Source organism: Thermoactinospora rubra, from assembly GCF_002093975.1.
GTDB lineage: Bacteria > Actinomycetota > Actinomycetes > Streptosporangiales > Streptosporangiaceae > Nonomuraea > Nonomuraea rubra_A.
Window position 1 is genome coordinate 164494 of sequence record NZ_MSZZ01000005.1, and the last position, 20036, is coordinate 184529.

Here is a 20036-nt window from a genome sequence, read left to right on the forward strand (position 1 = left end):
CGACCATGGAAGCTTTCACCACCCACACCGGTACGGCGGTGCCGCTGCGCCGCAGCAACGTCGACACCGACCAGATCATCCCGGCCGTCTGGCTCAAGCAGGTCAGCCGCACCGGCTTCGAGAAGGGCCTGTTCGCCGCCTGGCGCGAGGACCCGGGCTTCGTGCTCAACAACCCCGCCTACGACGGCGCCACGATCCTGCTGTCCGGCCCCGACTTCGGCACCGGCTCCTCGCGCGAGCACGCCGTCTGGGCCCTCCAGCAGTACGGCTTCCGCGTGGTGATCTCCGCCAGGTTCGGCGACATCTTCCGCAACAACGCCACCAAGATGGGCCTGCTCCCGGTGGTGCTCGACGGCAAGGTCGTCGAGGAGCTGCAGGCCGCGGTCGAGGCCGACCCCGCCACGCCGATCACCGTCGACCTGGTGGAGCGCGAGGTGCGGCTGGGCTCGGACGCCTGGAGCTTCGAGATCGACGACTACACCCGCTGGCGGCTGATGGAGGGCCTGGACGACATCGGCCTGACCCTGCGGCACGCCGACCAGATAGCGGCATACGAGAATGGTCGGCAGCCATGGCTGCCGACGACCGTCTAGAAGACGACTCACTGGCGCGGCGGTTGCGCGAGGCGCACCGCCGCGTCCGCATGCTCCCGCCCGCCGACCGCGAACGCCTGGCCAGGCGCTATCTGGCCATCTGCGACCTGGCCAAGCGGGATCCCCGGCGGGCCTCCACGCGCCTGGATGCGTTCCTGGCGGAGGTGGCCGACACGCCACGCGCCCAAGAAAACGCGGACGGTGATTGAGTTCCAGTGCATTCCCCCCTAATTTCGAGCGCGTAAGGGGTTTCTATCGATGACGTCTGTGTTGGAACCCCGGGCCAATTCAGGGGGATAGATGAACAAGCGGGAACTCGTCGACGCCATCGCAGGCCGGGTGGGGGACAAGAAGACGGCCGCCGAGGCGGTCAACGCGATTCTCGAGACCATTCAGAAGGCGGTCGCGAGCGGCGACAAGGTCTCCATCACGGGCTTCGGCGCATTCGAGATGGTCCACAAGCCGGCGCGTTCGGCCAGGAACCCTTCGACCGGCGCGGAGATCAAGGTCGCCGAGAGCTGGGCGCCCAAGTTCCGCCCGGGCTCCGACTTCAAGGAGCTCGTCAACGTCGAGGGCAAGAAGCTGGCGAAGCGGAAGTAGGCCAGGCCACCGGGAAACGGCCCCCGCGGGGGCCGTTTTTCATTCGCCGGGAAGCGGGAAAGTCGACAGCGTGATGTAGGTGATCACGCCGTCGGCCACCGCGAGGTTCACCCGCTGCCCGGCGCGCAGCAGCCTCAGCGGCCCGGCGTCGAACGCCCGCGTGCCGTACTCCAGCACCGTCCCGTCGTCGAGGAACACCGTCCCCGAACGGGTGACCGGATCGAAGGTGCGCACCGTCCCCTGCACGCCCACCAGAGTAAACGGTTTGACCCGCGGGCGGCGAGACCGCCAGGATCGCTCGGCGTGGAAGATCTGTGGCGCGGCCCGGCGTTCCGGCGGTACCTGGCCGCCGACGCGCTGAGCCAGGCGGGCACCCAGGTGACGCTCGTGGCGCTGCCGCTGACGGCCGTCATCACGCTGCAGGCCGGGCCGTTCCAGCTGGGCGTGCTGACGGCCGCGGAGATGATCGCGTTCCTGCTGATCGGCCTGCCCGCCGGGGTGTGGGTGGACCGGATGCGCCGCCGCCCGATCCTCGTGGCCGCCGACCTGGTGCGGGCCGCCGCGCTGGCGAGCGTTCCCCTCGCCGCCGTGGCCGGGGTGCTGTCGCTCGCGCAGCTCTACGCCGTCGCGCTCGTCACGGGCGTGTGCACGGTGTTCTTCGACGTCGCCCACATGAGCTTCCTGCCCTCGATCATCGCCAAGCGCGACCTGCCGCGCGGCATCGGCGCCCTGGAGACCCTGCGCGGCGTCGCCGGCGTGGCCGGACCCGGTCTGGGCGGCTGGCTCGCGCAGCTGCTGACCGCCCCGGTGGCCCTCCTCGCCGACGCGGTCTCCTACCTGGGCTCGGCGCTGCTGCTGCGCGGCGTGCGGACGAAGGAGAGCCCCGCCCCGCCCGAGGCGCGCCGCAGCCTGCGGGCCGAGCTGGCCGAGGGCGTGCGGTACGTGGCCGGCCACCCCGTGCTGCGCCGCGTCGCCGCGGTCGGCGCGCTCAACATGCTCGCCAACGGCGTCTGGGCGGTCGTCCAGCCGCTGTTCCTCATCCGCCACCTCGGCGTCGGCGCCGGGCTCTACGGCCTGATCCTGTCCGGCTACGCCGTGGGCGGCGTGGCCGGCGCGCTGCTCGCGCCCAAGCTGACCGCCCGCTTCGGCCTGGGCAGGGCCATGTACGGCGGAGCGGTCCTGGCCTCGGTCTTCCCCCTGCTGCTGCCGCTCACCGGCGAGGGATGGCGGCTGGCCGTCTACCCGCTGGCCTCGGCGCTGTGGCTCGCCGCCGCGATGGTGTTCAACGTCGGCCAGGGCAGCTACCGCCAGGCGGTCACGCCCGACCACCTGCGCGGCCGGATGAACGCCAGCATGCGCTTCCTCATGTGGAGCGCCATGCCGTTCGGCGGCATCCTGGGCGGCCTGCTCGCCGAGCGGCTCGCGATCGGGTCGATGCTCTGGATCGCCTGCCTGATCGTCACCGTCGCCCACGCGCCGATCTACCTCACCCCGTCGATCGGAAACCTCCGAGCGAGCTGACCACCTCGGCGGTGTGCGGCCCCAGGCCCAGGGCCATCGCCGCGCGCAGGTCGTCGGGGGTGTCCACGTCCCGCCTGACCGACTCGATGCCCTCCAGCGCCAGCTCCTTGGCCCCGCCCGCCAGGTGCCTGGCCCGCGACTCGCCGCCGAAGCGCGGGCGGAACGGCACGCCCCGCCGTACGCCGTAGAAGGTCGTGCCGACCTCCTGCGCGTCGGGCACGAACGCCTGCTCGAACTCGGCCGCCGCGGCCAGCACCCGCGCCAGCTCGGCGGGCCGCAGCGCCGGCAGGTCGGCCTGCAACGCGCCGACCGGCCCCTCCGGGGCGTGGGCGGCGCCGGTCCTGAGCGCGGTGTTGAGCCCCCGGTCCGGGTCGTGCACCACCTCGGCCCCCAGCCGCGCCAGCGGCCCCGCGGCCAGCGGATCGGAGGTCACGACGATGACCCGGGCCACCAGCGGGCACGCCAGCGCCGCCGACGTGGTGTCGCACGCCACGGCCACCGCCAGCCGGGCGCGGTGCGGCCCCAGGGCGGCGGCCAGCCTGGTCTTCGCGGCGACCAGCGTCTTCACCGGGATGACCAGCGACCAGTGGTTGCTCATAGGCTTAAGCATCGCGCCTCGACATCCCGGTCGAGCACGGGGAGACTTGGGGCGCGCCCCCGCACGTCGTTGGAGGAATCCCGTGGCACGTCCCGATCGCCCGTCCCGCTTCTGGGAGTATCTGGCCGTCGTCGTGGTCAAACCGCTCTCGTGGCTCCTGGTGAAGAAGGACTGGCGGCACGGCGAGCGCATCCCGCGCAAGGGCGGCATCATCATCGCCGCCAACCATCTGTCGTGGACCGATCCGGTGCTGCTGGCGCACTTCCTGTACAACAACGGGCGCTGGCCGGTCATCCTCGCCAAGTCGGGGCTGTTCTCGGTGCCGCTGCTCGGCACGGCCGTGCGCGCGCTGCTGGCCATCCCGGTCTACCGGGGCAGCACGGAGGCGGCCAAGTCGCTGGAGATCTCGCGGCAGCGGCTCAACAGCGGCGCGGCGGTGCTGTTCTACCCCGAGGGCACCTGCACCCGCGACCCCGAGCTGTGGCCCATGGCGGGCAAGACCGGCGTGGCGCGGCTGGCGCTGGAGACCGGCGCGCCGGTGATCCCTCTCGCCCACTGGGGCGCCCACGAGCTGCTGCCGTACGGCGAGACCAAGCCCAGGCTGTTCCCGCGCAAGACGTTCCGGGTGTCGGTGGGCGAGCCGGTGGACCTGTCGAAGTACGCCGGCCAGCCGCTGCGGGGCAAGGTGCTCAAGGAGGCCACCAACGAGATCATGATGGCGATCATCGCCCAGCTGGCCGAGCTGCGCGGCGAGAAGGCCCCCGACAAGCCGTGGGAGCCCGGTCTTTCCGGCGCCCCGGACGGCCGGGCGGAGTGAGGCCATGACGAGAGCGGCGGTGTTCGGGGCCGGGTCGTGGGGGACGACGTTCGCCATGATCCTGGCCAAGGCCGGTGTGGAGACGGTCCTGTGGGGCCGGCGCGCCGAGCTGGTCGAGGCGATCGGCGAGCGCCACGAGAACCCCGACTACCTGCCGGGCGTCGTGCTGCCGGAGACGCTGCGCGCCACCACCGATCCCGAGCGCGCCCTCCACGGTGCCGACTTCGTGGTGCTGGCCGTGCCCTCCCAGACCCTGCGCCGCAACCTCACCGACTGGAAGCCGTACCTGCCGCCCGACGCCGTGCTGGTGAGCCTGATGAAGGGCATCGAGCTGGGCACGACCAAGCGGATGAGCGAGGTCATCTGCGAGGTGGCCGAGGTGCCGGCCGAGCGGGTGGCCGTCGTCTCCGGGCCGAACCTGGTGGGCGAGATCGTGCGCGGCCAGCCCGCGGCCACCGTGGTGTCCTGCCCCGACGAGCGGACGATGGAGCGGCTGCAGGAGGCCTGCCACGTGCCGCCGTGGTTTCGCCCCTACACCAATCCCGACGTCGTCGGCGTGGAGCTCGGCGGCGCGGTCAAGAACGTCATCGCCCTGGCCGTCGGCGTGGCCGTCGGCATGGGGATGGGCGACAACGTCACGGCCATGATGATGACCAGGGGCCTGGCCGAGATCTCCCGGCTCGGCGCGGCGCTCGGCGCCGATCCCCACACCTTCGCCGGGCTGGCCGGCATGGGCGACCTCATCGCCACGTGCAGCTCGCCGCTGTCGCGCAACCGCACCTTCGGCGAGAAGCTGGGCCGCGGCATGTCGCTGCAGGAGGCCATCGCCTCCACCAGGCAGACCGCCGAGGGCGTCAAGTCCTGCGAGTCGGTGCTGGAGCTGGCCAGGAAGCACGACGTGGAGATGCCGATCACCGAGGTGGTGGTCGCCGTGGTCCACGACGGGATGCCTCCGGCCGAGGCCGGCGTGTTGCTCATGTCGCGCTCACCCAAGCCGGAGCGGTACGGCGTGTAGATTCGGGAGCCATGAGCAAGCCACGTGTCGCTGTCGTTTTCGGAGGTCGCAACTCCGAGCACGCCGTCTCCCTCATGGGGGCCGGCAGCGTGCTCCAGGCGATCGACCAGAGCAAATACGAGGTGATCCCGATCGGGATCGCCCAGGACGGCAGGTGGGTGCTCGCCTCGGAAAACCAGCGCTTCGCCATCGAGAGCGGGCAGCTGCCCGTCGTGCAGGACACGGGAGCCGAGCTGGCGCTGCCCTCCGGCTCGCTGGTGGCACTCAAGCCCGGCGCCATCCCCAGGGAGCTGGGCGCGGTGGACGTGGTCTTCCCCGTCATGCACGGGCCCTTCGCGGAGGACGGCACGATCCAGGGGCTGCTGGAGATGGCCGGGGTCCGCTACGTCGGCTCCGGCGTGCTGGCCAGCGCGGTCGGCATGGACAAGGCCTTCATGAAGCTCACCATGGGGGCGGCCGGGCTGCCCGTCGGCCGCTACGTCGTCGTGCGGGAGCGCGACTGGCGGCTGGAGCGGGACCGCGTGCTCAAGGAGGCCGAGGAGCTGGGCTGGCCGGTGTTCGTCAAGCCGGCCCGCGCCGGGTCCTCCAGGGGCATCTCCAAGGCGCACGACCGGGCCTCGCTGGAGGCCGCGGTGGAGCTGGCCCGCGAGCACGACCCCAAGGTGCTCATCGAGGCCGCCATCGAGGGGCGCGAGATCGAGTGCGCCGTGCTGGAGTCGCCCGGCGACGAGCCGCCCCTGGCCTCCCAGCCGGGCGAGGTGATCGTCGAGGGCGGGCAGGAGTTCTTCGACTTCGAGGCCAAGTACTACCCCGACCAGATGTCGCTGCGGGTCCCGGCCGACCTGCCCGCGAAGGTGTCGGAGGAGCTGCGCTCCATGGCCGTGCGCGCCTTCGAGACGCTGGGCTGCGAGGGCCTGGCCCGGGTGGACTTCTTCTACACGCCCGAGGGGAAGCTGATCTTCAACGAGATCAACACGATGCCGGGCTTCACCTCGCTGTCGGTGGCGCCCCAGCTGCTGGCCGCCTCCGGCATCGGCTACCCGGAGCTGGTCGACCACCTCATCCAGCTGGCCCTGCACCGCCCGGCCGGGCTGCGCTAGCCGTACCCGGCCGGGCGGTGTCAGCTCGTCGCGGTCAGGATCGGCTTGGCCAGGTCGACCAGCACCTCGCCGGGCTCGTGGGTGCGGGCGATCGTCACCTCGACGTAGGCCGTGTCGGTCACCGCCGTGAACAGCGTGGGCACGTCGGGGTCGGCGAACCAGCCCACGCCGTCGATCTCCTGGAGCTGGGCGGTGGGCGCCATCCTCGCGGGCCGGGGCACGCCGCAGCGCAGCGCGATCTCGCCCTCCCCCCAGACCGCCACGTAGGGCGACTCGGGGGTGGACTCCCCGCGAGGCGTCCCGTCGAGCGTGGCGGGGAGCATGCCGCTCAGCCGCGTGCACGCCGCGACGGCGGGGCCCTGCGGAACCGGGGGTTCCACCTGGACGGCTCCGCCGCATCCGGCGAGCGCGAACAGGATCAGCAGGGCGGCCCACCTCATATGTGCACGATAGGGCACGTCAACGTGCGGGTGATCCCCTCCACGCCCTGGATCTGGGCCACGACCAGCTTGCCGAGCTCGTCCACGTTGTTCGCCTCGGCACGCACGATCACGTCATAGGGTCCCGTCACGTCCTCCGCCTGGGTGACACCGGGGATCGCCGCGATCTCCCTGGCCACGTCGGCGGCTTTGCCGACCTCGGTCTGGATGAGAATGTAGGCCTGCACCATTGCGTCCTCCCGGGCAATTGGATCACGCCGAAGGGCCACCGTACCCTGTTGATGGTCGAGTCCGCCTCACCTGGCATCCTGGCGTCCGGATCGGTATGGGCTCCTTGTCGCCTCCAGGAGGTGCGCCATCACTGTCGGAGATCTCGGCGAATTCGGTGTCATAGCTCGTATTACCAGTCGCCTGCCACAGGAAACGGGTGTGCTGCTTGGTCCGGGAGACGACGCGGCTGTCGTCAGCACACCCGACGGGCGGGTCGTGGTGTCGACGGACCTGCTGCTTGAGGGTAGACATTTCCGCCGAGATTGGTCCAGCGGCTACGACGTGGGGCGCAAGGCCGCCGCGCAGAACCTGGCCGACGTGGCCGCCATGGGTGCCCGCCCCACTTCGCTCGTGGTGGGCCTCGGCATGCCGGCCGACCTGCCGGTCGCCTGGCTCGACGCGCTGACCGACGGGCTGCGCGACGAGTGCGCCGTGGTGGGGGCGAGCGTGGCCGGCGGCGACGTGACCCGCGGGGAGCTCGTCGTGCTGGGCGTCACGGTCCTGGGCGACCTGGAGGGGCGCTCGCCCGTCCGGCGCTCCGGCGCCCGGCCCGGCCAGGTGGTGGCCGTGTGCGGGCGGCTGGGCTTCGCGGCGGCCGGATGGGCGCTGCTGGAGAAGTTCGGGCCGGGCGCGCGGGGCGAGGTCGTGACGGCGCACCGGCGACCGGCTCCGCCGTACGCCGCGGGGCCGCAGGCGGCCGAGCTGGGCGCGACGGCGATGCTGGACGTGAGCGACGGCCTGGTGCAGGACCTCGGCCACGTCGCGGAGGCCAGCGGGGTGGGCGTCGAGCTGGACCCGGCCGCCCTGCCCGTGGCCGAGCCGGTCGCGGCCGCCGCCGCCGAGCTGGGCGCCGATCCGCTGGACTGGGTGCTCACCGGCGGGGAGGACCACGCGCTCGCCGCCGTCTTCCCCGAGGAGGTACGGCTGCCGCCGGAGTGGACGGTCGTCGGCCGCGTCGTGGCGGGCCAAGGCGTGCAGGTCAGAGGGCGGGCGATCGCCTCGGGCGGCTGGGACCACTTCCGCGACTCCCTGTCATGAACCGGTGTGACTCTCGGGAAAGTTGTGACAAAGGCGTAGCAAAGGTGTTATGAAGATGGGCGGCCACCGTACCCGGCAGAAAGGTCGACTATGGGCCGCCACGGCGCAGGCGGATCGGAGAGCGAACATCAGCGGGGGATGGACCAGACAGATCCCTCGGCGACGTGGTCCGTTCCGCAAGACCCGATCTCCACGGGCGCGTTCTGGGCTCAGGGGGAGCCCGCGCCCCGCGTGCACGAGCAGCCGCCGGCGCAGCACGGCTGGCCGCTCCCGCCCGAACAGCCCGAGGTGACGGGGCGGCTCACCGGCCTCCCGCAGGCGCCGCCGCCCGCCGGATCGCTCCCGCCGGAGCCGGGCGACGTCAAGGTCGCCGGATCTCCCACCCTCGCCAACGCCCCCGCGTGGGCCGACGCCAAGACCACGTTCCTGGGCTCCGGCTGGTCCTCCGAGGAGGACCTGGACGCGGACCTGGACGACGACCTCGCGCCACGCCGCCGTGGCCGCCGGCGCCCGGCGGGCCAGGAGCGCCCGCCGTCCTCCGGCAGGGGGCGGATCGCCGTGCTCGCGGTGACCGCCGTCGCGATCGTGCTCGGCGGATCCGTGGCCGGCGTCCGGATGATGAGCTCCGGCGACCCCGCCTCCGACTGCCCGGGCGGCACCTGCGCGGCGGCCTCCAACCAGCCCATCCCCACGTTCTCGGACACCGAGCCGGCGCCCGAGGAGGACGCCGCCGAGGCCTCCGAGCCTCTGGCGGAGGAGGAGTCCTCGCCGACGCCCACCGCGGCGCCGCAACGCGCGCCCCGCCGTACGCCCGCGGCCAGACCGACGGGCACCACCAAGGTCAAGGCCAAGCACAGCCAGGAGCCCGCCGAGGAGGCCTCCGACGAGTCCGGCGAGCCGGACGCCAGCCCGCAGGGCACCGACACGCCGACCATCGTGGGCAACGTGGACACGGGCACCGAGCCCTCGCCCACCTCCTCCTCGCCCGCCACCTCCTCGCCCACGGCCGCCCCGACCTCCGAGCCGTCGGTCTTCTCGCAGAACGCCGGATCCGTCAGCGTCACCTTCGACGTCGTCCGGCGGCGCGGCTCCGCCTACACCGCCCGCGTGGACGTCACCAACACCTCCGCCGGGCCCCTGTCGGACCTGACCGTCTCCATGCCGGTCGGCGGCGAGGTGGCCGACGTCCAGGGCGCCGACTGGACCCAGGACGGCGACCTGCTCATCCTCGAGCTGCCCGGCAGGCTGGAGGCGGGGGCGTCGGTGGACGTCCTCGTCAGGGCGTACGGCGCCGCCAGGACTCCCCGGACCTGCGGCGCGATCGGGGCGGACTGTGTGATGGGATAAGGGCGTGTCACACGTCGCCCCTCCCCTCGTCCTGACCGTGGCCGGATCGGACTCCGGCGGAGGCGCGGGCATCCAGGCCGACCTGAAGACGATGCTCGCCCTCGGCGTCCACGGCATGAGCGTCATCGCCGCCGTCACGGCGCAGAACTCGCTAGGCGTCCAGGGCTACTGGGAACTGCCGCCCGAGGCCGTCAAGGCGCAGCTCGACTCGGTGCTCGGCGACATCGGCGCGCACGCCGTCAAGACGGGCATGCTCGCCTCGCCGGTGCTGGTGGAGACCGTCGCGTCGGCCCTGGCCGCCTACGGCGCGCCGGTCGTGGTCGACCCGGTCGGCGTGTCCAAGCACGGCGACCCGCTGCTGGCGCCCGAGGCCGTCGAGGTCGTCAGGTCCCGGCTGCTGCCCGTGGCGACCGTGGTGACGCCGAACCTGTGGGAGGTCGAGCAGCTCACCTCGGTGAAGGTGGAGGACGAGGCGGGGCTGCGCCGTGCCGCGGACGCGGTGCTGGAGCTGGGGCCGACGTGGGCGCTGATCAAGGGCGGCCACCTGCCCGGCGAGCCGGTGGACCTGCTGACCGACGGACGGGAGGAGCACTACTTCCGCGCCGAGCGGCTGGACAACCGGCACACGCACGGCACGGGGTGCACCCTGGCCTCGGCGGTGGCGTCGTACCTGGCGCTGGGGGAGGACGTGCCCTCGGCGGTGGGGAAGGCGAAGGAGTACGTGACGGGGGCGATCGCGCGCGGCTTCCCGCTGGGCGGCGGGATCGGCCCGGTGGACCACGCCTGGCGGTGGCGCTAGAAGGCCCGGCCTCGCGGTCGCCGGGCCTTCGGGTCAGACGTCGACGATGGCCGGGTGGAGATCCGGATCCACTCTGAGGATGTCCGATCGGTCGGCGGTCAGGACGACGGCGTCGACGGCGCCCGTCACCTGGTTGCGGGCGCAGAGCGCCACGTTCACGTCGACGATGTCGTCGTGGCCGCACTCGCCGATCTTCTTGCCGATCTGCCGTGCCCGGTCCGGCGTCAGCTCGTCGATGGTGAGCTGTTCGGTGGCCGGCGCCTCGGCGAGGCGGAGCAGCCGGGCCAGGTGGGCCTGGCGGGACCCGCCGCGCCACACCTCGGCGATCACGACGCGAGGCACCACCGCTCGCGCCCGGCCACGGCGGATGTGCTCCACCAGGCGGATGAGGCGGCGGTCCTGGCGCTCGAGCTTGATGAGCGCGCCCGTGTCGAAGACATAGCGCGGCCCGGCGATCATGACGCCTCCGAGCGGCTGCCGGGGTCGCGGCCCTCGGCGAGCGCCTGGGCACGCCTGAGCACGTCGTCCGCCCAGGCGACCTCTTCCGGCGTCGGCTCGCCGAACTCGGCCTTGAGGTCGGCGACCAGCTCGGCGAGCCCCTCTCGCTGGCGGCGGGCGGCCAGCGTGTCTGCGATCATCCCGGAGACCGAGTCGGCACGCCCTTCCTCGACGCTGGCCTGGAGCCAAGCGTAGAGGTCGTCGGGCAGACTGATGCCGATCTTCTTGGTCATACTGTCAGTATAACCAGGAGGGGAGTACGTGATAGTCACGGAAAGACGATAGATCACTCACTCTGGGTAGCGCGATCGGTTTCGCGACTTCCGCCACCAGCGAGTCCCTGTGTCCGCGCACGACGAAAAGCCCGGCGGAGACTCCCGCCGGGCTGTCGGCAAGACGGGCTAGCGCGTGACCTTGCCCGCCTTGATGCACGAGGTGCACACGTTCAGCTTCTTCGGCGTGCCGCCGATGACCGCGCGAACCGTCTGGATGTTGGGGTTCCAGCGCCGGCGGGTGCGACGGTGCGAGTGGGAGATGTTGTTGCCGAAGGTCGGGCCCTTGGCGCAGACATCGCAGACGGAAGCCACGGTATCGCTCCTTAACACAGTCGATATACAGCCCGGTCCGCTGATGTTTGGCCTTGCGGAGGGCATGCCGGGACAACCGGCGAGCTAGTCGAGGATATCCGATCCCGGCACCTGGTCGCCACGCGAGCACGAGCGGGCGGTTCGCGGACCGGCGTGGTGCGGACGTCGAGGATATTCTCCTCCATAAAGGTACCGCACACCGAGGAGCGCGCGAGGGTGAGCACGCGAGCGGACAGGACGGCGGTCCTCGAGCCGTCCGCGGTGCGGCGCTGGGCCCGGTTGTCGGCCGACACGCTCGGCAGGGCCAGAGGCGAGATCGACGCGCTCAACGTGTTCCCCGTCGCCGACGGCGACACCGGCACCAACCTCCACCTGACCATGCTGTCCGCCGCCGAGGCCGTGGAGTCCCTGCCGGAGGACGTGGACCCGGCGGTGGTGTGGCAGACCCTGGCGTACGGCGCGCTGGTCGGGGCCAGGGGGAACTCCGGCGTGATCGTGAGCCAGGCGTTGCGCGGCCTGGCGGAGGTGCTCAAGGAGGACGGTTCCGGCCTGCGCGAGGGGCTGGTGAGGGCGGCCGCGCTGGCCAAGGGTGCGGTGGCCAGGCCCGTCGAGGGGACCGTGCTGAGCGTGCTGGAGGCCGCGGCGGGAGCCGTACGCGAGCTGGACGGGGACCTGGCGGCGGTGGTGAGGGCGGCGGCAACGGCGGCCAGGACGGCGCTGCGCCGTACCCCCGAGCAGCTCGACGTGCTGGCGCGCAGCGGCGTGGTGGACGCGGGCGGCGCGGGGCTGGCGATCATCCTGGAGGCGCTGGAGTCGGTGATCACCGACTCCTATCCCGAGCGGTACGAGGTCCCCGCGCCGACGGCGGCGGTCGTGCCGATGACCGAGGCCGGGGCGGGCTACGAGGTGATGTACCTGCTCGACGCGCCGGAGGTGGACAAGCTGCGCGAGGAACTCGACGCGCTGGGCGACTCGCTGGTGATCGTGGGCGGCGACGGGCTGTGGAACGTGCACGTCCACGTGGCCGACGCCGGCGCGGCGATCGAGGCGGGGCTGCGCGCGGGCCGGCCGCACCGGATCCGCGTCACCTACCTCGCCGAGCGGACGCACCGGGCGAGCGCCGGGCGCGGCGTGGTGGCGGTGGCCGCGGGCGAGGGCATCGCGGCGCTGTTCGAGCAGGCCGGGGCCGTGGTGGTACGGCGGGAGCCCGGCACGAGCCCGCCGCTTCCCGCGATGCTGGCCGCGATCCGCGAGGCGGGCCAGGAGGTCGCGGTGCTGCCCAACGACGAGGGCGTGCGCGCGGTGGCGGTGGCGGCGGCGGAGATCGCCCGCGAGGACGGCGTGGTGGTCAGCGTGCTGCCGACCAAGGCCACCGTCCAGGGGCTGGCGGCGATGGCCGTGCACGACCCGCTGCGCCGCTTCGACGACGACGTGGTGGCGATGACCGACGCGGCCGGGCACACCCGCTACGGCCACCTGACCGTGGCCGGCCGCGAGGCGGTGACCAGCGCGGGCGTGTGCCGTCCCGGCGACGTGCTCGCGCTGATCGACGGCGAGGTGGTGGAGATCGGCTCCGGCCTGCGCGAGACGGCGGTCCGGCTGGTGGAGCGGATGCTGGCGGGCGGCGGCGAGCTGGTGACCCTGGTCACGGGCGCCGAGGCCCCGGTACGGCTGGCCGAGGAGATCAGGCGCCGCCTGGAGCCGGTCGTCGAGGTGGTCGTGTACGAGGGCGGACAGGGCGGTTACCCGCTGCTGATCGGCGTGGAGTGAATGCCGGGTCAATCTGTCGGTCGGGGGCGGTAGAACTGTTTGTCGTGAGCAGGTTCGACGAGCCTCTGGGCAAGGCGCTCGACCCCAAGACCGCCAAGCTGCTGCACGCCGTGCTCGGCCTGGAGACGGTGGGCGACCTGCTGCGCCACTATCCGCGCCGCTACGCCGAGCGCGGCGAGCGGACCTCGCTCGACGCGCTGGTCGTCGACGAGCACGTCACCGTGGTCGGCGAGGTCACCAGGGTGATGCGCAAGCCGATGCGCAACCGCGGCGGCACCTGGCTGGAGGTCGAGGTCGTCGACGGCGACCGCAACAAGATCTACCTGGCCTTCTTCGGCCGCGGCTCGCATGTGGCCGAGTCCAGGCTCAAGCCGGGACGGCGCGGGATGTTCGCCGGCAAGGTCGGGCTGTTCGGCGCGCGCTCCAACCCGCGCTGGCAGCTGGCGCACCCCGAGTTCGAGCTGTTCGAGGAGAGCGAGGCCACGGCCGAGGAGTTCGCCAGCGCGCCCGTGCCGATCTATCCGGCGGGCAAGGACCTGACGCCGTGGGTGATCAGGCGCGCGGTCGGCGTCGTGCTCGACACGCTGGGCCCGCTGGAGGACCCGCTGCCCGCCCAGCTGCGCGCCAGGCACCGGCTGATCCCGCTGGCCGAGGCCCTGGAGGCGGTCCACCGGCCCAAAGACTTCGGCGACGTGACGCGGGCGCACAAGCGGCTGAAGTTCGACGAGGCGTTCGTCCTGCAGGCCGTGCTGGTGCAGCGCCGGATGGCCGCCACCGCCTGGCCGGCCAAGCCGCGTCCGCGCCGGGGCGACGGCCTGCTGGCCGACTTCGACGCCCGCCTGCCGTTCTCCCTCACCGAGGGACAGCTCGCCGTGGGCGAGGAGATCGCCCGCGACCTGGCGAGCGAGCATCCCATGCACCGGCTGCTCCAGGGCGAGGTCGGCGCGGGCAAGACCGTGGTGGCCCTGCGGGCCATGCTGCAGGTCGTCGACGCGGGCGGGCAGGCCGCGCTGCTCGCGCCCACCGAGGTGCTGGCCCAGCAGCACCACAGGTCCATCACCGCCATGCTGGGCGACCTGGCCGCCGGGGGCATGCTCGGCGGCACCTCGGTGGCCCTGCTGACCGGCTCCATGGGCGCCGCCGCCCGGCGTTCCGCGCTGCTCGACGTGGCCTCGGGTACGGCCGGCATCGTCGTCGGCACGCACGCGCTGCTGCAGGAGCACGTGCAGTTCGCCGAGCTGGGGCTGGTGGTCGTGGACGAGCAGCACCGCTTCGGCGTGGAGCAGCGCGACGCGCTGCGGGAGAAGGTCTCGGGCGGGCGCCCCCACGTGCTGGTGATGACCGCCACGCCGATCCCGCGCACGGTCGCCATGACGGTCTTCGGCGACCTGGAGGTGTCGACCCTGTCCCAGCTGCCCTCCGGGCGCGCGCCGATCACCACCCACGTCGTGCCGGCCGCCGAGAAGCCGCACTACCTGGAGCGCACCTGGCAGCGAGTGCGGGAGGAGGTCGCGCTGGGGCGGCAGGCCTACATCGTGTGCCCGCGCATCGGGGACGTCGAGGGAGACGAGGGAGACATGTCGGGGGCGCCGCCCGACGACGAGCGCCGGCCGCCGCTGGCCGTCCTCGACGTCGCCGCCATGCTGGCCGAGGGGCCGCTGGAGGGGCTGCGGCTGGCGGTCCTGCACGGGAAGCTGCCTCCCGAGGAGAAGGAGGCGATCATGCGGGCGTTCTCCAAGGGCGAGGTCGACGTGCTGGTGGCGACCACGGTCATCGAGGTCGGCGTCGACGTGCCCAACTCCTCGGTGATGGTCATCATGGACGCCGACCGCTTCGGCGTCTCCCAGCTCCACCAGCTGCGCGGGCGCGTGGGCCGGGGCGGGCTGCCCGGGCTGTGCCTGCTGGTGACGGAGTTCCCGGAAGGCACCCCGGCGCGGGCCCGGCTGGACGCGGTGGCCGCCACCCTCGACGGCTTCGAGCTGTCGCGCGTGGACCTGGAGCAGCGGCGGGAGGGCGACGTGCTGGGAGCGGCGCAGTCGGGCAAGCGGTCGTCGCTCAAGCTGCTGCAACTGCTGCGGGACGAGGAGGTCATCGAGACCGCCCGCGCCGAGGCGGCGGCGCTGCTCCAGGCCGACCCGGAGCTGTCCTCGCACCCGGCCCTGCGGGCGGAGATCGAGCGGCTGCTCAAGGACGAGAAGGCCGACTACCTGGAGAAGGCCTGACGAGCTTGGGTGCACCGCCGGAATTTCGCGAGCCGAGGATCTACAAACGTTTCGCGGCTCGGGCCCACAGAACGTCTCGGCCCACAGAACCCCGTGCGGACGTGCAGGGCCGTGACCCGCGAGGGGCGCGACCCGCTCTGGACCGAGGAGCGGTGAGGGCGCCCAGCGCCCGAGCCGCGACGAGGGAAGAGCGGGTCTTCCCGGCGCCCCTCGCACGGAGCGCCGAAGGCGCGACCATAAGCACAGCGCGGGGACGGCCTCCCCCCGAATGCCGTCCCCGCCCTGGGCCCACCCTCGGGTCAGGTGCCGAGGGTTCCGGCGTGCGGAAGGGCTCACGATCACGCCGGGCGGCCTCCATGGGTCACCTCGGAAGCCGCAGTCATCATCATGCGGGCACTCCAGGACGATGGGAATCATCCTTGCGCACTCGAGGCCGACACTTGTCCAGTCTTGACCTGCGAGGATGAACCCATGACTCGGATCATCGCGGGCAGCGCGGGAGGACGGCGGATCCAGGTCCCGCCTGGGCGGGGCACCAGGCCGACCAGCGACAGGGCCCGGGAGGGGATCTTCTCGACGCTGGGATCCATGGCCGGTCTGGAGGGCGCCCGCGTGCTGGACCTGTACTCCGGCTCCGGCGCGATCGGCCTGGAGGCGGTCTCCCGCGGCGCGGTCCACGCCACGCTGGTGGAGTCCGACCCCCGGGCGGTCCGCACGATCAGGGCGAACATCCAGGCCCTCGGCTTCCAGGCGCGGGCCGAGCTGGTCGCCGACCGGGTCGAGCGCGTGGTGGCCAAGCCGTGCGCCGAGCCGTACGACATCGTCTTCGCCGATCCGCCGTACGCCCTGGACGACCCCGGCCCGGTGCTGGAGGCCCTGCGCGGCAACGGGTGGCTGGCCGAGGGCGCCGTGGTGGCGTTCGAGCGGGAGAGCAGGGGGAAGGACATGGTCTGGCCCCCGGGCTACGTTGAGGACAGGGTCCGTCGCTACGGGGAAGCGGCCGTTTGGTACGGTCGCGCCGCCGGGTACCCGTAGCAAGGGGAGGCGTCTTGCGTCGCGTTGTCTGCCCGGGGTCCTTCGACCCCATCACCAACGGTCACCTCGACATCATCGGCCGGTGCGCCCGGCTGTACGACGAGGTGATCGTCGCGGTGCTGATCAACATCGAGAAGAGCAGCCTGTTCACGGTCGACGAGCGGATCGACATCCTCCAGGCCGTGACGAAGGAGTATCCCAACGTCAGGGTCGAGAAGTTCCACGGCCTGCTCGTGGACTTCTGCAAGCAGAACGACATCCCCGCGATCGTCAAGGGCATCCGGGTGGTCAGCGACTTCGACTACGAGCTGCAGATGGCGCAGCTCAACTACCGGCTGTCCGGGGTCGAGACGCTGTTCATGCCCACCAACCCGGAGTACTCCTTCCTGTCTTCCAGCAGGGTCAAGGAGATCGCCCGCTACGGCGGCGACGTGTCGGGCCTGGTCCCCGACCTGGTCCACAAGCTGCTGGCGGAGCGTCTTCGGGGCTGACCGGCGCCTGGTATTGTTTCTATTCGGCCTTGTACGACGGCGATGGTTTTCGCCATGCCTAGCGAGATCAGGATGACCCAGCACCTCGACCCCCGCAGCCCGTGGGTACTGTCCACGCATGACCTGGGCAGGCGGGCCGGGTCGATGCGCGAGGTCAGCCTGGTCCTGCCGGCTCCGGCGGACCTCGGCGTCGACATGATCGGCGTCCCCAAGGACGCCGATGTCGGGCTGGATCTCCGGCTCGAAGCGGTGATGGAGGGCGTGCTCGTCTCGGGCACGGCGCGGGCTCCCCTGACGGGGGAGTGCGCGCGGTGTCTCGACCCGATCTCCTCGGAGGTCGTGGTCGACCTGCAGGAGCTGTTCTTCTACTCCGACGAGGACGTCTCGGAGGAGGACTCGCTGCTCGACGGTGAGTTGCTCGACCTCGAGCCGACGTTCCGCGACGCGGTGGTGCTCGCACTGCCGTTGAGCCCCGTCTGCACGGACGACTGTCTGGGGCTTTGCGTGGAGTGCGGGATCCGCCTGGCCGACGCCGGGCCGGACCACCGGCACGAGAAGCTCGACGCCCGCTGGGCGTCGTTGCAAGGTTTGGTAATCGACAACGATCAGGAGAAGTGACGTGGCCGTCCCGAAGCGGAAGATGTCGCGGAGCAACACTCGCCACCGCCGCTCCCAGTGGAAGGCGACTCCCGTCGCGCTGGTGAGCTGCCCGCGGTGCCGTTCGCCCAAGCAGCAGCACATCGCCTGCCCGACCTGCGGCACCTACAACGGCCGTCAGGTCATCGAGCCGTCCGCCTGATCGCCGCCGGCGAAAGACGCACACGACCTGGTGCCGACCGGATGCGATGAGGATCCGGTCGGCGTTATGGTCTGCGATGCGACGCGGTGGCGGTCCGCCCGCGGCCGTGGTGGACGCCGGAGCTTCGGGGACACCCCGTCCCTTCCCGACGCCCACCACGTTTTCGGGCATCTCCGGCCATCGCGCGGTGCTGGAAGATGTCCGAGGAGGAAAGCCCGTGGGCGCAGCCCCCAAACCCATCGCCGTCGAGGTGGCCAGGGACGAGATCGAGCGGGTGCTCGAGGTCAGGCTCGACGCCGACATCCTCGAGCGGGCGCTGACGCACCGCTCGTTCGCCTACGAGAACGGCGGCCTGCCGACCAACGAGCGCCTGGAGTTCCTGGGTGACTCGGTGCTGGGCCTGGTCGTCACCGACACGCTGTACCACAACCATCCCGACCTGCCCGAAGGCCAGCTGGCCAAGCTGCGGGCCGCGGTGGTCAACATGCGTGCGCTGGCCGACGTGGCCCGCACCCTGGGCCTGGGCCGCTTCCTGCGGCTGGGCAGGGGCGAGGAGGGCACCGGCGGCCGTGACAAGTCCTCGATCCTGGCCGACACGCTCGAGGCGCTGATCGGCGCCATCTACGTCGACAAGGGCCTGGACGAGGCGTTCCGCGTGGTCCACGTGCTGTTCGACCCGCTGATCATCCGCTCGGCGTCGCTGGGCGCGGGCCTGGACTGGAAGACCTCGCTGCAGGAGCTCACCGCCTCCGAGGCGCTCGGCGTGCCCGAGTATCACGTCCAGGAGAGCGGGCCCGACCACGCCAAGTCGTTCACCGCCGAGGTGCGGGTGGGCGGCCAGCCGTACGGCAGCGGCACCGGGCGCTCCAAGAAGGAGGCCGAGCAGCAGGCCGCGGAGGCCGCCTGGACCCGCATCCGCGCCGCCCGCGAGGCCCGCGAGTCGCAGCCGGCCGGATCGTAGCGATGCCCGAGCTGCCCGAGGTCGAGGTCGTCCGGCGGGGCCTGGCCCGCTGGGTCGCCGGCCGTACCGTGTCGGCGGCCGAGGTGCTGCACCCGCGCGCCATCCGGCGCTTCGCCGACGGCGTGACGGCCTTCTCCGCCGCGCTGGCCGGGCGGACCGTGGTGGACGTGCGGCGGCGCGGCAAGTACCTGTGGCTGCCGCTCGACGGTTCCGACGCTTTGCTGGCGCACCTGGGCATGAGCGGGCAGCTGCTGGTGGTCGACCCGGCCTCGCCGCTGGAGAAGCACCTGCGGGTACGGCTCGGCTTCACCGACGGCGGCCTCGACCTGCGCTTCGTCGACCAGCGCACGTTCGGGCACGTCATGATCGCCCCGCTGGTGGAGGGCATTCCCGCCCCCATCACGCACATCGCGCCCGACCCGTTCGAGGACGCCTTCGACGAGGACCTGTTCGCCCGCCGCCTGCGTGCCCGCCGCACGGAGATCAAGCGCGCGCTGCTGGACCAATCCTTGATCAGCGGTGTGGGAAACATTTACGCCGACGAGGCGCTCTGGCGGGCCAGGTTGCACTGGGCCCGCCCCACCTCGACGCTGAGCAGGCGGAAGATTTCCGAGCTCGTTGCCGCCGTGCGGGAGGTCATGACCGAGGCTTTGGGGCAGGGCGGCACATCCTTTGACAGCCTCTACGTCAACGTCAACGGCGAGAGCGGTTACTTCGACCGTTCCTTGGCGGTGTACGGCAGGCGCGACCAGCCCTGTTCGCGCTGCGGCACGCCGATCAGGCGCGACCCGTTCATGAACCGCTCCTCCTACAGCTGCCCGCGGTGTCAGCGACCGCCCCGGCCGGGAGCCGCACCGTCGTGAGCGAGGACGGCGTCGTCCGCCTGACCGCGTGGGTGCGCGGCCGGGTGCAGGGGGTGGGGTTCCGCTGGTGGACCCGGGCCAGGGCGCGGGAGCTCGGCCTGGCCGGCTGGGCGCGCAACCTGCCCGACGGCCGGGTGGAGGTCGTGGCGGAGGGATCCAGGGCGTCCTGCGTCAAGTTGCTGGAGCTCCTCAGAAGTTGCGACACGCCTGGGAGGGTCGATGGAGTAGTAGAACGCTGGAGTGAAGCCCGAGGTAATTTGGCGGGATTCGTGGAGCGGTGACCCTTCCCCAAAACCCACCAAATGGGGTATATTTGTATGTCGGGAGTGCCCATCGGTAGGCCACCAAGGAGCGTTCGACTTGACCGCCCCCACTGCCGGTGCGACTCTTGTTAGGTACCACGCGCACCCCTCCCGCGGAAACAAAAGTGCGCGAACCAGTCTGGTCACTCAGCGTGGAGGACCCTTTACCATGGCGAAGGCTCTACTCGGCCACGTCGGCGGTCCTGACCCTCGTATGGTCTCGGAGATGCGCCGCCTGCAGCAGCGGATCCGGGATCTGGAGGCAGAACTCATCCGGCTCCAGGCCCAGAACGACGCTCTTGCGGCCCAAACCCGGGATGAGGCGATCGACCGCCTGCAAGAGCGCGAGCCGGCACTCACCTGAGTGATC

27 protein-coding genes are annotated in these 20036 nt (G+C 71.9%); 20 read left to right on the plus strand and 7 right to left on the minus strand.

What is annotated here, in order from left to right; translation table 11 throughout:
- Window positions 1-5 precede the first annotated feature (5 nt).
- The 3 genes from leuD (at window position 6) to BSB02_RS17690 (ending at window position 1193) form a co-directional block, all read left to right on the plus strand.
- Entirely contained in the window at window positions 6-593 is a 588-nt protein-coding gene (gene leuD / locus BSB02_RS17680) for a 3-isopropylmalate dehydratase small subunit (protein WP_084960081.1), read from the plus strand.
- Window positions 572-802 (plus strand): SCO5555 family protein, encoded by a 231-nt coding sequence (locus BSB02_RS17685; protein ID WP_084960082.1) that lies wholly within the window; start codon window positions 572-574, stop codon window positions 800-802. Before leuD ends, BSB02_RS17685 begins: the two co-directional genes overlap by 22 nt.
- A gap of 91 nt (window positions 803-893) precedes the next feature.
- A complete protein-coding gene (locus tag BSB02_RS17690; RefSeq protein ID WP_084960083.1) occupies window positions 894-1193 on the plus strand; it encodes an HU family DNA-binding protein in 300 nt (99 codons plus the stop codon).
- A gap of 39 nt (window positions 1194-1232) precedes the next feature.
- Here the strand turns inward: BSB02_RS17690 and BSB02_RS17695 are convergent, their stop codons facing one another.
- Window positions 1233-1439, minus strand: coding sequence for a hypothetical protein (locus BSB02_RS17695; RefSeq protein WP_084960267.1), 207 nt, complete (start codon window positions 1437-1439; stop codon window positions 1233-1235).
- Window positions 1440-1496: 57 nt separating this feature from the next.
- Here BSB02_RS17695 and BSB02_RS17700 point away from each other — a divergent pair, with 57 nt between their 5' ends.
- Entirely contained in the window at window positions 1497-2714 is a 1218-nt protein-coding gene (locus BSB02_RS17700) for an MFS transporter (RefSeq protein ID WP_158088664.1), read from the plus strand.
- Here BSB02_RS17700 and cofC read toward each other — a convergent pair.
- Window positions 2680-3312 (minus strand): 2-phospho-L-lactate guanylyltransferase, encoded by a 633-nt coding sequence (cofC, locus tag BSB02_RS17705; RefSeq protein ID WP_084960085.1) that lies wholly within the window; start codon window positions 3310-3312, stop codon window positions 2680-2682. The genes BSB02_RS17700 and cofC overlap by 35 nt on opposite strands.
- Window positions 3313-3394: 82 nt before the next feature.
- Here cofC and BSB02_RS17710 point away from each other — a divergent pair, with 82 nt between their 5' ends.
- Genes BSB02_RS17710 through BSB02_RS17720 form a run of 3 tightly spaced genes read left to right on the plus strand, consistent with a single transcriptional unit; the run spans window position 3395 to window position 6244 of the window.
- On the plus strand, window positions 3395-4129 hold the full coding sequence (locus BSB02_RS17710; protein WP_143590815.1) for a lysophospholipid acyltransferase family protein: 735 nt from the start codon (window positions 3395-3397) through the stop codon (window positions 4127-4129).
- Window positions 4130-4133: 4 nt separating this feature from the next.
- Complete coding sequence (locus BSB02_RS17715; RefSeq protein ID WP_084960087.1) at window positions 4134-5144, plus strand: NAD(P)H-dependent glycerol-3-phosphate dehydrogenase; 1011 nt, start codon at window positions 4134-4136, stop codon at window positions 5142-5144.
- Between the two features lie 11 nt (window positions 5145-5155).
- Window positions 5156-6244: a D-alanine--D-alanine ligase family protein gene (locus BSB02_RS17720; protein WP_084960088.1), complete on the plus strand. Its 1089-nt coding sequence runs from the start codon at window positions 5156-5158 to the stop codon at window positions 6242-6244.
- Between the two features lie 20 nt (window positions 6245-6264).
- On the opposite strand, the gene BSB02_RS17725 is transcribed toward BSB02_RS17720, so the two are convergent.
- Window positions 6265-6684: a DUF3515 family protein gene (locus BSB02_RS17725; RefSeq protein WP_084960089.1), complete on the minus strand. Its 420-nt coding sequence runs from the start codon at window positions 6682-6684 to the stop codon at window positions 6265-6267.
- Window positions 6681-6914, minus strand: a complete 234-nt coding sequence (locus BSB02_RS17730; protein ID WP_084960090.1) for an Lrp/AsnC family transcriptional regulator — start codon at window positions 6912-6914, stop codon at window positions 6681-6683. Before BSB02_RS17730 ends, BSB02_RS17725 begins: the two co-directional genes overlap by 4 nt.
- 127 nt (window positions 6915-7041) lie before the next feature.
- Here BSB02_RS17730 and BSB02_RS17735 point away from each other — a divergent pair, with 127 nt between their 5' ends.
- From BSB02_RS17735 to thiD, 3 genes are all read left to right on the plus strand, one after another.
- On the plus strand, window positions 7042-7992 hold the full coding sequence (locus tag BSB02_RS17735) for a thiamine-phosphate kinase (protein ID WP_084960091.1): 951 nt from the start codon (window positions 7042-7044) through the stop codon (window positions 7990-7992).
- 138 nt (window positions 7993-8130) lie between these two features.
- A complete protein-coding gene (locus BSB02_RS40635) occupies window positions 8131-9339 on the plus strand; it encodes a hypothetical protein (RefSeq protein WP_158088665.1) in 1209 nt (402 codons plus the stop codon).
- Window positions 9340-9343: 4 nt separating this feature from the next.
- Complete coding sequence (gene thiD / locus BSB02_RS17745; RefSeq protein WP_084960093.1) at window positions 9344-10138, plus strand: bifunctional hydroxymethylpyrimidine kinase/phosphomethylpyrimidine kinase; 795 nt, start codon at window positions 9344-9346, stop codon at window positions 10136-10138.
- 33 nt (window positions 10139-10171) lie between these two features.
- Here the strand turns inward: thiD and BSB02_RS17750 are convergent, their stop codons facing one another.
- The 3 genes from BSB02_RS17750 to rpmB all read right to left on the minus strand — a co-directional run bounded on the left by BSB02_RS17750 (window position 10172) and on the right by rpmB (window position 11223).
- Complete coding sequence (locus BSB02_RS17750; protein WP_084960094.1) at window positions 10172-10597, minus strand: PIN domain-containing protein; 426 nt, start codon at window positions 10595-10597, stop codon at window positions 10172-10174.
- Complete coding sequence (locus BSB02_RS17755) at window positions 10594-10869, minus strand: hypothetical protein (RefSeq protein ID WP_084960095.1); 276 nt, start codon at window positions 10867-10869, stop codon at window positions 10594-10596. The genes BSB02_RS17750 and BSB02_RS17755 overlap by 4 nt, the downstream gene beginning before the upstream one ends.
- A 168-nt stretch (window positions 10870-11037) precedes the next feature.
- Entirely contained in the window at window positions 11038-11223 is a 186-nt protein-coding gene (rpmB, locus tag BSB02_RS17760; RefSeq protein ID WP_084960096.1) for a 50S ribosomal protein L28, read from the minus strand.
- A 216-nt stretch (window positions 11224-11439) separates the two neighbouring features.
- Between rpmB and BSB02_RS17765 the strand changes: the two genes are divergently transcribed.
- The 10 genes from BSB02_RS17765 to BSB02_RS17810 all read left to right on the plus strand — a co-directional run bounded on the left by BSB02_RS17765 (window position 11440) and on the right by BSB02_RS17810 (window position 20030).
- On the plus strand, window positions 11440-12993 hold the full coding sequence (locus BSB02_RS17765; protein WP_084960097.1) for a DAK2 domain-containing protein: 1554 nt from the start codon (window positions 11440-11442) through the stop codon (window positions 12991-12993).
- 44 nt (window positions 12994-13037) lie between these two features.
- Window positions 13038-15215, plus strand: coding sequence for an ATP-dependent DNA helicase RecG (gene recG / locus BSB02_RS17770; RefSeq protein WP_084960098.1), 2178 nt, complete (start codon window positions 13038-13040; stop codon window positions 15213-15215).
- A 471-nt stretch (window positions 15216-15686) separates the two neighbouring features.
- The gene (gene rsmD, locus BSB02_RS17775; RefSeq protein WP_084960099.1) at window positions 15687-16250 is read left to right on the plus strand and encodes a 16S rRNA (guanine(966)-N(2))-methyltransferase RsmD; all 564 of its coding nucleotides are present in this window, start codon (window positions 15687-15689) and stop codon (window positions 16248-16250) included.
- 14 nt (window positions 16251-16264) lie between these two features.
- Window positions 16265-16741 carry a pantetheine-phosphate adenylyltransferase gene (gene coaD / locus BSB02_RS17780; RefSeq protein ID WP_084960100.1) on the plus strand — a complete coding sequence of 159 codons (477 nt, stop codon included), beginning with the start codon at window positions 16265-16267 and terminating at the stop codon, window positions 16739-16741.
- Window positions 16742-16795: 54 nt separating this feature from the next.
- Window positions 16796-17359, plus strand: a complete 564-nt coding sequence (locus BSB02_RS17785) for a YceD family protein (RefSeq protein WP_084960268.1) — start codon at window positions 16796-16798, stop codon at window positions 17357-17359.
- A gap of 1 nt (window position 17360) precedes the next feature.
- Window positions 17361-17540: a 50S ribosomal protein L32 gene (gene rpmF / locus BSB02_RS17790; protein ID WP_084960101.1), complete on the plus strand. Its 180-nt coding sequence runs from the start codon at window positions 17361-17363 to the stop codon at window positions 17538-17540.
- A gap of 217 nt (window positions 17541-17757) precedes the next feature.
- Window positions 17758-18501 (plus strand): ribonuclease III, encoded by a 744-nt coding sequence (rnc, locus tag BSB02_RS17795; protein WP_420855864.1) that lies wholly within the window; start codon window positions 17758-17760, stop codon window positions 18499-18501.
- 2 nt (window positions 18502-18503) lie between these two features.
- Window positions 18504-19364 carry a bifunctional DNA-formamidopyrimidine glycosylase/DNA-(apurinic or apyrimidinic site) lyase gene (gene mutM / locus BSB02_RS17800; RefSeq protein ID WP_084960102.1) on the plus strand — a complete coding sequence of 287 codons (861 nt, stop codon included), beginning with the start codon at window positions 18504-18506 and terminating at the stop codon, window positions 19362-19364.
- On the plus strand, window positions 19361-19645 hold the full coding sequence (locus BSB02_RS17805; protein ID WP_084960270.1) for an acylphosphatase: 285 nt from the start codon (window positions 19361-19363) through the stop codon (window positions 19643-19645). Before mutM ends, BSB02_RS17805 begins: the two co-directional genes overlap by 4 nt.
- Window positions 19646-19835: 190 nt before the next feature.
- The gene (locus tag BSB02_RS17810; protein WP_084960103.1) at window positions 19836-20030 is read left to right on the plus strand and encodes a hypothetical protein; all 195 of its coding nucleotides are present in this window, start codon (window positions 19836-19838) and stop codon (window positions 20028-20030) included.
- Window positions 20031-20036: the final 6 nt, after the last annotated feature.